Origin of the sequence: Pseudoduganella rivuli (genome assembly GCF_009674485.1) — a bacterium.
Taxonomy (GTDB): Bacteria; Pseudomonadota; Gammaproteobacteria; order Burkholderiales; family Burkholderiaceae_D; genus Rugamonas; species Rugamonas rivuli_B.
Genome location: NZ_WKJJ01000025.1, coordinates 86756 through 98931 on the forward strand (window position 1 = coordinate 86756; position 12176 = coordinate 98931).

Here is a 12176-nt window from a genome sequence, read left to right on the forward strand (position 1 = left end):
AGCGCCCCGATTAACGTGCGATCGTGTTGGTGCGCTTGATCTTGTTCTGCAGTTGCAGGATGCCGTACAGCAGCGCTTCCGCGGTCGGCGGGCAACCCGGCACATAGACGTCGACCGGCACGATGCGATCGCAACCGCGCACCACGGAATAGGAATAGTGGTAGTAGCCGCCGCCATTGGCGCATGAGCCCATGGAGATCACCCAGCGCGGTTCGGCCATCTGGTCGTAGACTTTGCGCAGCGCCGGCGCCATCTTGTTGCACAAGGTGCCGGCAACAATCATGACGTCGGACTGACGCGGCGACGGACGGAACACAACGCCAAAACGGTCCAGGTCATAACGCGCCGCCCCAGCATGGATCATCTCGACTGCGCAGCATGCAAGACCGAACGTCATCGGGAACATCGACCCGGTGCGCGCCCAATTAATCAGCTTGTCCGCCGTCGTGGTGACGAAACCTTCGTTTAATACGCCTTCAATAGCCATGGCTCACTCCCAATCAAGGGCACCTTTCTTCCAGATATACCAAAAACCGACCACGAATTCAGCGATGAACACCATCATCGTGATGAAACCCTGCCAGCCCAGTTCGCGCATCGAGACGCCCCATGGGAAGAAGAATGCCGTTTCCAGGTCGAACAGAATAAACAGGATCGCGACGAGGTAGTAACGCACGTCGAATTTCATGCGCGCATCTTCGAACGCTTCGAAGCCGCACTCGTAGGGAGACAGTTTTGCCGCATCAGGCTTGTGGGGGCCGAGCAGACGGCCCAGGACTTGCGGAACGACGCCGACACCAATGCCGACGAGAAGGAACAGGAGGACGGGGAAATAATTTTCGAGGTTCACGGTGGTTGAGCTTAATGTTGAACGTTCGGTTGAGATGACACCGCGGCAGCAACCGCGGCGCGAGCGCCTGCTCCTTACGGAACACAGCGTCGAAGCGACTTTTCACCGTGCAGCGCACTGGCTTCTTTGCCACGCCTAACTGCGTTCAATTTGAAACAAGCTCTTGCCGCCCGCACCTTCCCAGCGTTAGGCAAGGCACGGGCTAAACATCCTCGTAAAAAAACCAGCGGTTGGTCAGGGTGCATAACCCAGGCCTCCTTGCTGGCTTTTTCTAATTATGGTGCCGACGACGAGACTCGAACTCGTACAGCTTGCGCCACTACCCCCTCAAGATAGCGTGTCTACCAATTTCACCACGTCGGCATTAAGGCCGCTATTCTACTCGGTTTCAACGCCTTTGTTAATGCGTATTGCGCTTAAACAAGAAGAAAAACGAACAAACTTGACTAAAATCCTAGAGTACTCGGATTACTTCTGCTGGGCTGGCGCCGATGCCGGCGCGACAGGCGCCGAAGCAGCCGGCGCGGTCGCGGCGGCAGGCACGCCCGCAGCAGCCGGAACGCCATCAGCAGGTGCGGCAGGCGCCGCCGGTGCCGCACCAGGAATCGCGTCCGCACCCTTGGCCGGAGCCGGTGCGGCTGGTGCGGCCTTGTAGTTCTCCAACACACCGCCGCCCGTACTGCTGGCGCGGTGCGTTGCCATCGATGCCAGCGCCAGGGTCGCGCCGAAGAAGATCGCGGCGGCGATCGCCGTGGATTTCGACATGAAGTTCGACGAACCGCTGGCGCCAAACAGGCTGCCCGACGCGCCGGAACCGAAAGCCGCGCCCATGTCGGCGCCCTTGCCATGCTGCAGCAGCACCAGGCCGATGATGGCCAGCGCCGACAGGACTTGCACGATGATGATTACGTTGTAAAAAGCGTTCATGTGTTTCTATTCCAGTTTTTTAAATGTTCGGCGGCTTAATCAGCCGCGTAAATAATGCCGAGGAAGTCGGCCGCCTTCAGGGCTGCACCACCAATCAGGCCGCCGTCGATATCCGGCTGCGCCATCAATTCCCTGGCGTTGTCCGGCTTCATGCTGCCGCCATACAGGATCTGCATGCCCTGCGCGACTTCCGCACTGCGGGTCGCCAGTTGCTTGCGCAATTCCGCGTGCACTTCCTGCGCCATGGCGGGCGTTGCCGTCTTGCCGGTACCGATCGCCCATACCGGCTCGTAAGCCAGCACGATTTTCGACAGCAGCGCGGTTTCCAGCACATCCATCACCGCTTGCAACTGCGCACACACGACGACGCTGGTCTGGCCGGCCTCGCGCTGTTCCAGCGTTTCGCCCACACACACCACCGGGGTCAGGCCGGCCGTGACGGCGGCCAGCGCTTTTTGCGCCACCAGTTCATTGGACTCGCCGTGATACGCGCGGCGCTCCGAGTGGCCAACGATGGCGTAGCGGCAGCCGAAGTCATTCAGCATCGATGCCGCGACTTCGCCCGTGTAGGCGCCGGCCGCATAGGCCGACACGTCTTGCGAACCCCATGCCACCGGCGTAGCGGCCAGCATCTGCTGACACTGCGCCAGGTACGGAGCCGGGGCACAAACCGCGACATCCGCTTTTTGGGCTGACTGGGCACCCAGGCCGGCGATAATGCCGGACAACAGCGTGTTGATGCTGTCGCGGCTGCCATTCATCTTCCAATTGCCGATTACAAGTTTGCGTCGCATAGTAGCCTAAAATTCAATAACCCGTTATTTTAACGCGAGGCGTTAATCGGGGTCAAAGAATACCGTTGATCTATTAACTTGCCTGCAACATCAGCCCGTGTCATGCCGGGATGACGTGACCTCACTGGACTGCCAACATGATCTTGCCGATGTGGGCACTGCTTTCCATCAGTGCATGGGCCTGCGCCGCCTGCTCCAGCGGGAACGTCTTGAAAATCACCGGCTTGATCGCGCCCTGTTGCAACAGCGGCCAGACCCGGGCCTGTAATTGCGCGGCGATGCGTCCCTTGAATTCCACCGAACGCGGACGCAAGGTGGATCCGGTCACCGTGAGGCGGCGGCGCAGCACCTGCCCCATGTCCAGCGTGCCCTTGGCGCCGCCCAGCAGCGCAATGATGGCGATGCGGCCATCATCGGCCAGGCAAGCGATTTCACGCGGCAAATAATCGCCACCCACCATGTCGAGAATGACATCGACACCGCGCCCGCCGGTCGCTTCCTTGACGACGGCCGCAAAATCCTCGGTTTTATAGTTGATGCCGCGCTCCGCCCCGAGGCGCTCGCACGCACGCGCCTTGTCGTCGTTGCCGGCGGTGGCAAACACGCGATGCCCCAGCGCCCGGGCCAACTGGATGGCCGTGACACCGATGCCCGATGTGCCGCCCTGCACCAGCAAGGTCTCGCCATCGGCCAGTCCGGCGCGGTCGAACACGTTGCTCCACACGGTAAAGAACGTCTCCGGCAACGAGGCCGCCTCCAGCACGCTCAATCCTTCCGGCACGGGCAGCACCTGCCGCACGGGCGCCGTACAGTATTCGGCATAGCCGCCGCCCTGCGTCAGCGCGCACACCAGGTCGCCCTGCCTGAACGGCGTCCCCGACAGATCCCCGCCGGCGATTTCGCCAGCCACTTCCAGGCCCGGGATGTCGGACGCGCCGGGCGGCGGCGCATAGCTGCCCATGCGCTGGAATACGTCGGGACGGTTGATGCCGGCCGCGCGGACACGAATCAACACCTCCCCGGGACCGCACACCGGCACCGGCCTGTGGCACAACTGCAGCACGTCCGCTCCGCCCGGCTGGGTGATTTCTATTGCACGCATCGCTCCTCCCAAAGTCTGGTGCGCCATTATAGCCACGCGCATGGCCATGTTGCCGATCAAGGAAAGGATTGACGCAAAGCGAGGAAAGATGGAAACTTTACAACCTTTTCCATTTTTATAAATTTAGCTTTCTTTTAAGCCCCCGTTGATGCGTTCCTCCGCCCCGTCCCTGCGCGCCAGCGCCGCCATGAATTTCGTTTTCCACAACCGCATACACGTGATCGCCATGGGTGTCGTGATCGTGGCTTTCTGGAACCAATATCTGCAACTGCCGCTGGACACGATGGCTTACCTGACCATTCTGGGCTCGGTACTGTTCGCCTACCTGATCAACATGTACTTCGACGAGCACGAAGATACAGCGAATGCGGAAATCACGCCCGGCCGGGTGGTGCCGCGCAGCAGGAATGCGCGCGCCATGTCGCTGTCCGTGTTTACGCTGACCTGGGCGGCGGCGGCCAGCCACGACCTGGGCTACGGCATGCTGATCGTCGTAGTGATGCTGACCTCGGGCGCCTACAGCGCGCCGCTGCGCATCGGGGGGAAAACCGTCCGCATCAAGACCCTGCCCTACGTCAAAAACCTGTATGCGGCGCTGCACTGGTCGGTGGTGCTGATCGGCCTGGCGCTGGCCTATACCGGCACCGCCCCCACAGCGCTGACGCTGCTGATCGTGGGCATCTGTTTCGGCATGAATTACTTTGTCGAACTGCTGTGGGATGTGCGCGACCTGAACGGCGACCGCCAGACCCGCGTGATGACCATCCCCAACATGCTCGGGCTGACGGCGTCCAGGTGGCTGCTGCATGCGACCCACCTGGCGGTCTGCGCGCTGGTCATCGGCGGCATGCAGTACGGCCTGCTGCCGCGTGGCTTCATGCTGATCTACGTCCACCTGGCGGCCATGCTGGCCTTCACCGAGTACTACTTCCGCCTGCAGGACAAGCGGCTGGCTTCCCATCTGTACGTGCTGTACGTATGCGGCGCGCTGACCTGCATTTCGCTGCTCGACGCGCAATTGCGCTGAATCCTCACTGTCGTCCATCCCTGATGAATTCCCACCTGACCATTAGCGGGGGCGCCACGCCGCCCCCGCGCGCGCCCCTGTACGACCTGCAGGCCATCAGCCGAACCTTTCCGTTCGGCCGTACCGACGTGCAAGCGTTGCGCGACGTGTCGCTGGCCATCCGCCACGGCGAGTACCTCGCCCTGTGCGGCGCTTCCGGCAGCGGCAAGTCCACGCTGTTAAACCTGCTGGGCCTGATTGATTTTCCCACCAGCGGCACGCTGCGGCTGGAAGGCGACGATGTCGCCGCGCTGGACGAAGTCCGCCGCGCCGAGTGCCGCAGCCGCAAGATTGGCTTCATCTTCCAGAACTTCAACCTGGTGCCGGTCCTGTCGGCGCTGGAAAACGTGATGCTGCCGCTGCATATCCAGGGCCAGTCCGCAGCCCAGGCGTCCGCCCGCGCGCGCCATTGGCTGGAACAGGTCGGGCTGGAAGGGCAATTGCATTTCCGGCCCGACCGGCTCAGTGGCGGCCAGCGCCAGCGCGTGGCGATCGCCCGCGCGCTGATCACCGAACCGCGCGTGCTGCTGGCCGACGAGCCGACTGCCAATCTGGATTCCCGCACCGGCGACGGAGTCATGGAATTGCTGGCTTCGCTAAACCGCAGCACCGGCGCCACGTGCATCATTGCCACCCACGATCCGCGCCTGATGGAGCGCATGCCCCGCCTGGTGCGCCTGACCGACGGCCGCATCGTCGACGACTGCGCAAGGGAGGCCGCATGAACTGGATCCTGGCATGGCGCAACTTGTGGCGCAACTGGCGCCGCAGCATCGTGATGGTCGCCAGCATCGCGGTCGGTTTCATGGCGCTGGGTTTGTTTGCCGGCTATACCAAAAGCATCTATGTCGGCCTGGGCAACGTGGCCGTGCACGGCGAACTGACCGGCCACCTGATGATCAACAAGCGCGGCTGGCTGACGCAGGGGCGCCTGGAGCCGGCCCGCTACATGCTGACCCCCGATGACCTCGCCCGGGCCGAGCGCATCATCCGCACCGAATTGCCGCAGGCTTACCTGGTTCCTCGCATGGGTTCGTTTGGGCTGCTGTCCAATGGAAAGAGCAGCACGATCTTCGTCGGCGAAGGCGTGGACCCGGATGACTTGCAGGTGCTGCAGGGGCCGTTCAACGGCGGAGCCCGCCCGCTGCCGTCGGGCCAGGGCGCCGTGACCATCCTGGCCGAGGGGCTGGGCCAGATCCTGAACCTGAAGCGTGGCGACTACGGCACCATGCTGGTCAGCACGCTGCACGGCCAGGTCAACGCGATGGATGTCGACGTGCACGACACGCTCAACAGCGGCAATGTCGCCACCAACGACAAGCTGTTGCTGCTGCCGCTGTCTGGCACCCGCACGCTGCTGGACGCGCCGGGCATGGCCGACCGCCTGACCGTGCTGTTCACCAAGGAACTGGTGCAGGACAATTCGCCGTTGCAATCGAGCACACGCATGCAGCGCATTTATGTCAAGGAAAATCCCGGCGAAGCCGCCACCGCCGGCATGCGCGACCGGTTGACGGCGGCATTCCGCGCCAACGGCCTGGACCTGGAAGTGCGCACCTGGCAGGAAGTGTCCGCCTTCTACCGCCAAATCAAGGGCATTTACGACATCACCTACGTATTGATGCTGGCCGTGGTGCTGGCGGTGGTGATCCTCAGCGTCGCCAACTCCATGAGCATGGCGGTGATTGAGCGCACGCGCGAGATCGGCACCTTGCGCGCGCTGGGCATGACGCCGGCAGCGGTGGTGAAGTTGTTCATGAAAGAGTCGGCCATCATGGTCGTGCTCGGCATTGGCTCGGGCCTCGCCTTGATGCTGGCGGCCCGCTACGGCGTCAACCTGGCCGACATCCGCTATGTGCCGCCGGCGAATACCCTGGCGATTCCCCTGCATGTCGGCCTCGACGTGCTCAACACCGTGCTGGTGGCGATCTTTCTGTGCCTGCTGTCGTCATTGGCCACCTGGCTGCCGGCGCTGCGCGCGGCACGCCAGCCCATTCCCAATTCCTTAGGCCATGTTTGAATTCCTTCCGCGCCATACGGGCGCCCTGCTTCTCTCGACCCTGCTGTCAGCGCCCGCGGCGCTGGCTGCCGACGCCCAGCAATTGCTGCAGGCATCTGACGCCGCGCGCGGCGCCAGTGCAAGCGGACTGGGCTGGGATGTGGAATTGATCAACGTGGGCAAAGGCCCCGACGACCATTACCAGATGCGCGTGCGCACCATCGCCAGCGCCAGCACAGTGGAAATCCTGGAGCCGGTCAGCAGCAAGGGCGCCAAAATGCTACAGGTGAACAACAACCTGTGGCTGGGCAAACCCGGCTTGCGCAAGGCCGTGCCGATTTCGCCGCGCCAGCGCCTGTCCGGCCTGATCGCCATCGGCGACGTCGCCGCCACCAACTATGCGCGCGACTACAACGCCACGCTGCTGCGGCGCGAGAAGATCGACGGCGAAGAATGCGAGGTGCTCGACCTGGTGGCGAAGGGACGCAATACGACATATGACCATATCGTCTACTGGATCTCGGCCAGCCGGCACGTCGGACTGCGCGCCGAGTTCTATTCGTTGTCAGGCAAGCTGATGAAGTCTGCCACCTTCGAGTATGGCAACGCGGTTACCGGAAAGAGTGGCCGTTTGCCGTTCGTCAGCAACATGACGGTGGTCGATGCGGTGTCCGTTGAGGAAAGCCGGATGCGCTTCACCAACGTCAAGCCGATGGCGCTGTCGGGCAGCGACTTCAACGTCGACGCGCTGTGAGCGGCGGTAGCGCATCGGCCGCCGCGCTGGCTTGCTGCCTGGTCGCCGCGACGCCGGCCAGGGCGGCCGGGGCCGATGTGGCGAGCGCGCTGGAGGTCTGGCTGTACGGCGCCCGGTCGGACTTGCGCCAGGACGCCGAACTGAATCCGGGCAATGCGCTGCGCCTGCCCGAGCGGCAATGGCTGGCCGATGCACGCCTGAACGTCCGCGCGCGCTGGCCTGAATGGCCAGCGCAACCTGAATTGGTGCTGCATCCCAGCTGGGTGGCCACGTGCAGCGCGCCGTCCGCCGCCGATGCGTGCGGCGCGCCACTGGTCTGGAACCAGGCCTATCTGCGGCTGCGCGCCGGCGCCGCCAGCGTGACTGCCGGACGCGAGCTATTGACATGGGGACCGGCGTCCTACCGCTCCCCCAGCCATCCGCTGTATTTCAATTCGGCGCGCAGCAATCCGCTGGCCAACACGCCCGGGGTCGACCTGCTGCGCGTCAGTCACAGCAGCGAGGCTGGCAGCGTCACGCTGGCCCGCGTCACCTCGTCCCGCACCCTGGCGCACAGCATGGACCTGCCGCGCTCCGACGGCGCCACCCTCGCCAGGTTTGAACGCCAGGGCGACAGCCATGTCGCCAGCCTCGTGCTCAGCCGGCGCCCGCGGGAGGCGCTGTTCATCGGCGGGTTCGCGCAATGGATACCGGATGATGCGTGGCTGCTGTACGGGGAATGGAACAGCCGGCGCCCGCAATCGGTCTTGCCTGCGGACGCGCCGGCGCCGCAAGCCGGCCGCCGTGGCCAGACCGTGCTGCTGGGCGCCAGCTATACGCGTGAGAACGGCCAGTCGGTCAGCCTGGAATACCTGTACAGCCAGCATGGCCTTGGCACCGCCGCGCAGCGCGCCTTCCAGGCCCGCCAAGCGACCGACGCGCTGCGTTCGGCCATGGGCGATCCGGGCGCCGCGCTCCGGCTGGCCCAATCGCTGGCGCTGGCGCCGCAACCGCTGGGCGCACGCACCGCCTGGCTGGGCTGGCAGAGTAACCCGCAGGAGACCGGCCGCTACTGGCGGCTCGACCTGGCGCACAACCCGCAGGACGGCAGCAGCCAGTTGCGCATCTACCGGGAAGAAAACCTTCAGCGCCACCTGTCCATCTTCGGCGGCGCCACCATCAACGGCGGCGCGCGCCGCAGCGAATTCGGCGCCCTGTCGCACACGCAACTGAGCGCCGGCGTCAAGTTGTTCCTTTTCTGATCGCCGTTACACCAGCCCCAGCGCCGCGCGGCGCGACGGGTGCACATGCGCCTGGCTCAGGTCGCCGTTGTAGTGTGCGGCCACGCGGTGGTCCATGACGCGATACCACAGGGGCGGCACATACGCCACCAGCATCATCGTCACATAACTGGCGGGCAATTGCGGCGTGCCGTCGAAGCAGCGCATGCTCTGGTAGCGGTTGCCCGGATTGCTGTGGTGATCGGCATGGCGCTGCAACTGGAACAGGAACAGCGTGCAGACGAAATGGTTGCTGTCCCAGGCGTGCGCCGGAGAGCACGGTTCATAATTGCCGTTCGGCAGTTTCTTGCGCAACAGGCCATAGTGCTCGATGTAGTTGGTCACTTCCAGCAGGATGATGCCGTAAGCCGCCTGGGCCAGCAGGAAAGGAAACACGATCCAGCCCAGCCACAGCACCAGGCCGCCAAACAGCGCGACCGTCATCGCCCACGTATGCAGGTTTTCATTGGCAGGGATCCAGGTGCTGCGGCCCTGGCGCTGCAAGCGGTCGCGCTCGATCCGCCATGCCGAAACGATACCGGTCAGCACCGCGCGCGGCAGGTAGCGCCAGAACGATTCGCCCAGCAGCGAACTGGTCGGATCGCCCGGGGTGGCGACGTTCTTATGGTGGCCGCGCACGTGCTCGGCGAAGAAGTGGCCATAGGCGGTGGGCGCCAGCGACAGTTTGGCCAGCCAGCGGTCCAGCGCGTTTTTCTTGTGCGTCAACTCATGGGCGGCAATAAAACCGACCCCGTTGACCACGCCGACCGACAGCGCCAGGCCGAAGATGGCCCACCAGGGCAGCGGCGGCGACATCGCGATGACCCAGGCGCCGAAGCCCGTGACGATGAACTGGAACGGCACGAACGCGTAGACCAGCGCGGGGTAATAGGGATCGCGCTCCATGGCGTCGATCAGCGCGGCGGACGGATTGCGGGTGTTGCGTCCGACCAGCCAGTCCGTCACCGGAATGAACACGTAGATTACGACCGGAAACGCCCAGTAAAAGGCCAATTGGCCGGTCCAGTAGCCCAGGCCCAGGTAAAACAGCGCCATGATCGGCACCAGGGGGCTGAACAGCCATAGCGCCTTGTTGGGATCCTTCAGCGCCACGCCGGCGCTTTGCGCAATAGTCATGATATTGAATTAAAAAAGAATGAACAGAGGTCCGGTTTCAGGCCTGCGGCCGTGCCGCCGGCGGATTATCCTGCAGCCATTGCTGCGCCAGCTTGTCGGTGACGTCGCGCCGGAACTTGTACCAGGGATTGACGAAGCTCACCAGTCCCCAGGTACACGACCAGACATACCCACGCCATCCGAAATTGAAGCGCAGCGCTTCACCCAGCGTCTTCCAGCGCCGCAGCGCGCCCGAGCGGTACAGGTTGTAAAACGCCTGCGCATGGGACTCATACATGAAGATCGCCAGCGCCCACAGGTACCACAGCACGCGGCGCGTCTTGCCGCCCCCGATCGCCAGGTACAGTTCGTGGATGAAGTGCTTGTGTTCCATCTCTTCAGACGAATGCCAGTTCCACAGGCGCGCCAGTTCCGGGTCGGCGCCGGCCAGCCATTGCTGGTTGCGCAGCGTGGCGCCGGACAGCACGGCGGTCATATGCTCGTAGGCGACCGACGACGCCAGCTGGTTCAGCGGCGTTCCCGTCGCGCCCCACTCGGCGCGCTTGCTGATGCGGCGCTCCCACCAGTTGTCCAGGCCCAGCTGCTCCAGGCGGGCATTGTATTTGCGGTGGATCGCACTGTGCGTGGATTCCTGCGCGATAAAGCCACGCGCATATTCACGCCAGTACGGCTGTTTGTCTTCCGGCAGCGTGTCGATGGCGCGTCGTACGGTATCGATCAGCCAGCGTTCCCCCACCGGGAACGTCATGGAAATCGCGTTCAGCGCCTGGCTGCGGTAGGCGTCGCCACCGTTCCAGTTCAGTTCGAACTCGTCGAGTTTGAACTCCATGCGCCGGTGCACTATGGGTGTGTGTTGCATAACTATCCTTTCAAACGCAGGAAGCGGCTGCGGCCGGTTTGGCGGCCGCTGGCGCCGCGCGTTCCAGCCAGCGGGCGATCATGTCCGCCACTGCCGCCTGTTCATACAGGTTGACCGGGAAGGTGAATTCGAGCGTGGTGGTGTCATGGATGCGCGATACCCCGACATGGATGAAGGTCGTGGTGGTGCCCAGCGATACCGCGCTCAGCCAGCGGCGCGTATGGGCGCCATCGACCTGGCCCAGGTTGGAAATGGTCATGAGCGGATCCAGCATGACTTCGCCCTTGCCTTGCAACAGCAAGGCAAACCGCCGCGCCAACCAGCTTGTCATGCGCGACTGCCCCGGCGACGACCATTGGAACAGGCGAATCAGGCCCAGCGGCGCGCCGGCGCGGACACGCCCGAACAATTCCGCCACCTGCGCCGCCAGGCGCGGGCCGCGCCGCACATAGCCGGTGATGACGCCCGTGTAATTGCCGGGGGCGCGCATCGGCGCACCGCATGCCGGATGCAGGTCGGCAGCGACTTGAATGCCGAACCCGGGCGTGTCTGGGCAGCATTCCAGGACGTGCGCCGCCAGTTGCCTGGTCAGCGCCTGCGTATAACTTTCGCCGTCGCGGCGCGTGCCGATCAATTGCGCCACCTGCCGCTCCGTCAGCACATGGCGCACCACATGGTGGCGAAACGCCGATTCCGGCTGCGCCCGCCGCAATGGGGAGCGGCCGCGCAGGGCGCGCCAGCGCCATTGGGAGACCATGCCGTGCATCAGGGCCGGCAGCACGGCCGGCCCCGGTGGAGGTTCGGCCGGCGCCGGCACCGCCGGCGCCGCCGCACTGTCGGCCATGGCATCGAGCTGGCGGAAGAACTGTTCGACCCACCAGTAGCCGGCACGGCCGTTGGCAAATGTATGGTCGACACGGAATTCAACCCGTCCCGCCTCCCACGCGGTCAGCCGCAGCGGCAGCGCGGCATCGCCCGCGGCCACGGGCCCGTGGCCGCGCAAGGCCGCGCAGGCCTGCTCCAGCGCCGCGCGCCAGGCCGGTTCCGGCCGCGCGCTCCAGTGCCATCCATTGCCGCTACGCTGGCGCACCAGCTGCAGTTCCGGCCAGGCCGTCACCAGGCGCGCGTAGGCGGCCAGCGCCTGTTCCAGCGGCGCGGCGCGCGCCAGGTCGCCGACAATCACGATGTCGGTCGGACAACCCAGACTGTCGAGCGCCATGAAATAAGCGTCACCGGCCTGGCGTACCAGTTCAGCGGAGAATTGCATCGGTCTTCCTTTCATGATCCATCCATTCCATGTCCATGCCGCCCGCGCCGGCCAGCAGCGCACGCCGCGGCGCGGCGCATACCACGTCCAGCCGGCCGAACGGCCCGGCCGACGCAACGTGCGCGCACCAGCCCTGTGGCGCCGGCGCGGCGGCCAGCCACA

At 64.4% G+C, this 12176-nt stretch carries 13 protein-coding genes and 1 tRNA gene; 5 read left to right on the top strand and 9 right to left on the bottom strand.

Annotated features, from left to right (window positions below):
• Window positions 1-10: 10 nt before the first annotated feature.
• The 6 genes from GJ700_RS29995 to GJ700_RS30020 form a co-directional block, all read right to left on the bottom strand.
• On the bottom strand, window positions 11-487 hold the full coding sequence (locus GJ700_RS29995; protein WP_154380978.1) for a NuoB/complex I 20 kDa subunit family protein: 477 nt from the start codon (window positions 485-487) through the stop codon (window positions 11-13).
• 3 nt (window positions 488-490) lie between these two features.
• Entirely contained in the window at window positions 491-850 is a 360-nt protein-coding gene (locus tag GJ700_RS30000; protein ID WP_371868202.1) for an NADH-quinone oxidoreductase subunit A, read from the bottom strand.
• A 278-nt stretch (window positions 851-1128) separates the two neighbouring features.
• Window positions 1129-1213: transfer RNA gene (locus tag GJ700_RS30005), tRNA-Leu, on the bottom strand.
• 105 nt (window positions 1214-1318) lie between these two features.
• Window positions 1319-1777 carry a preprotein translocase subunit SecG gene (secG, locus tag GJ700_RS30010; RefSeq protein ID WP_154380980.1) on the bottom strand — a complete coding sequence of 153 codons (459 nt, stop codon included), beginning with the start codon at window positions 1775-1777 and terminating at the stop codon, window positions 1319-1321.
• 35 nt (window positions 1778-1812) lie between these two features.
• Entirely contained in the window at window positions 1813-2571 is a 759-nt protein-coding gene (gene tpiA / locus GJ700_RS30015) for a triose-phosphate isomerase (protein ID WP_154380982.1), read from the bottom strand.
• Window positions 2572-2692: 121 nt separating this feature from the next.
• Entirely contained in the window at window positions 2693-3673 is a 981-nt protein-coding gene (locus GJ700_RS30020) for an NAD(P)H-quinone oxidoreductase (RefSeq protein ID WP_154380984.1), read from the bottom strand.
• Between the two features lie 148 nt (window positions 3674-3821).
• Between GJ700_RS30020 and GJ700_RS30025 the strand changes: the two genes are divergently transcribed.
• Genes GJ700_RS30025 through GJ700_RS30045 form a run of 5 tightly spaced genes read left to right on the top strand, consistent with a single transcriptional unit; the run spans window position 3822 to window position 8733 of the window.
• Entirely contained in the window at window positions 3822-4700 is an 879-nt protein-coding gene (locus GJ700_RS30025) for a UbiA family prenyltransferase (protein ID WP_154380986.1), read from the top strand.
• A gap of 23 nt (window positions 4701-4723) precedes the next feature.
• Window positions 4724-5464 (top strand): ABC transporter ATP-binding protein, encoded by a 741-nt coding sequence (locus GJ700_RS30030; protein ID WP_154380988.1) that lies wholly within the window; start codon window positions 4724-4726, stop codon window positions 5462-5464.
• Entirely contained in the window at window positions 5461-6759 is a 1299-nt protein-coding gene (locus GJ700_RS30035; RefSeq protein WP_154380990.1) for an ABC transporter permease, read from the top strand. The genes GJ700_RS30030 and GJ700_RS30035 overlap by 4 nt, the downstream gene beginning before the upstream one ends.
• Window positions 6752-7492: an outer membrane lipoprotein-sorting protein gene (locus GJ700_RS30040; RefSeq protein WP_154380992.1), complete on the top strand. Its 741-nt coding sequence runs from the start codon at window positions 6752-6754 to the stop codon at window positions 7490-7492. Before GJ700_RS30035 ends, GJ700_RS30040 begins: the two co-directional genes overlap by 8 nt.
• On the top strand, window positions 7489-8733 hold the full coding sequence (locus GJ700_RS30045; protein ID WP_154380994.1) for a hypothetical protein: 1245 nt from the start codon (window positions 7489-7491) through the stop codon (window positions 8731-8733). Before GJ700_RS30040 ends, GJ700_RS30045 begins: the two co-directional genes overlap by 4 nt.
• A gap of 6 nt (window positions 8734-8739) precedes the next feature.
• Here GJ700_RS30045 and GJ700_RS30050 read toward each other — a convergent pair whose 3' ends face one another.
• From GJ700_RS30050 to GJ700_RS30060, 3 genes are read right to left on the bottom strand one after another with little or no spacing between them, the layout of a single operon-like run.
• Complete coding sequence (locus tag GJ700_RS30050; RefSeq protein ID WP_154380996.1) at window positions 8740-9888, bottom strand: alkane 1-monooxygenase; 1149 nt, start codon at window positions 9886-9888, stop codon at window positions 8740-8742.
• Window positions 9889-9925: 37 nt separating this feature from the next.
• Window positions 9926-10747, bottom strand: coding sequence for a metal-dependent hydrolase (locus GJ700_RS30055; RefSeq protein ID WP_154380998.1), 822 nt, complete (start codon window positions 10745-10747; stop codon window positions 9926-9928).
• Between the two features lie 10 nt (window positions 10748-10757).
• Window positions 10758-12014, bottom strand: coding sequence for a hypothetical protein (locus tag GJ700_RS30060; RefSeq protein ID WP_154381000.1), 1257 nt, complete (start codon window positions 12012-12014; stop codon window positions 10758-10760).
• Window positions 12015-12176 lie beyond the last annotated feature (162 nt).

What these genes read in the sequence shown, in the direction of transcription:
- GJ700_RS29995 (WP_154380978.1), bottom strand. Translation starts at nt 487, where the DNA reads ATGGCTATTGAAGGCGTATTAAACGAAGGTTTCGTCACCACGACGGCG.
- secG (WP_154380980.1), bottom strand. Translation starts at nt 1,777, where the DNA reads ATGAACGCTTTTTACAACGTAATCATCATCGTGCAAGTCCTGTCGGCG.
- tpiA (WP_154380982.1), bottom strand. Translation starts at nt 2,571, where the DNA reads ATGCGACGCAAACTTGTAATCGGCAATTGGAAGATGAATGGCAGCCGC.
- GJ700_RS30020 (WP_154380984.1), bottom strand. Translation starts at nt 3,673, where the DNA reads ATGCGTGCAATAGAAATCACCCAGCCGGGCGGAGCGGACGTGCTGCAG.
- GJ700_RS30025 (WP_154380986.1), top strand. Translation starts at nt 3,822, where the DNA reads ATGCGTTCCTCCGCCCCGTCCCTGCGCGCCAGCGCCGCCATGAATTTC.
- GJ700_RS30030 (WP_154380988.1), top strand. Translation starts at nt 4,724, where the DNA reads ATGAATTCCCACCTGACCATTAGCGGGGGCGCCACGCCGCCCCCGCGC.
- GJ700_RS30035 (WP_154380990.1), top strand. Translation starts at nt 5,461, where the DNA reads ATGAACTGGATCCTGGCATGGCGCAACTTGTGGCGCAACTGGCGCCGC.
- GJ700_RS30040 (WP_154380992.1), top strand. Translation starts at nt 6,752, where the DNA reads ATGTTTGAATTCCTTCCGCGCCATACGGGCGCCCTGCTTCTCTCGACC.
- GJ700_RS30050 (WP_154380996.1), bottom strand. Translation starts at nt 9,888, where the DNA reads ATGACTATTGCGCAAAGCGCCGGCGTGGCGCTGAAGGATCCCAACAAG.
- GJ700_RS30055 (WP_154380998.1), bottom strand. Translation starts at nt 10,747, where the DNA reads ATGCAACACACACCCATAGTGCACCGGCGCATGGAGTTCAAACTCGAC.
- GJ700_RS30060 (WP_154381000.1), bottom strand. Translation starts at nt 12,014, where the DNA reads ATGCAATTCTCCGCTGAACTGGTACGCCAGGCCGGTGACGCTTATTTC.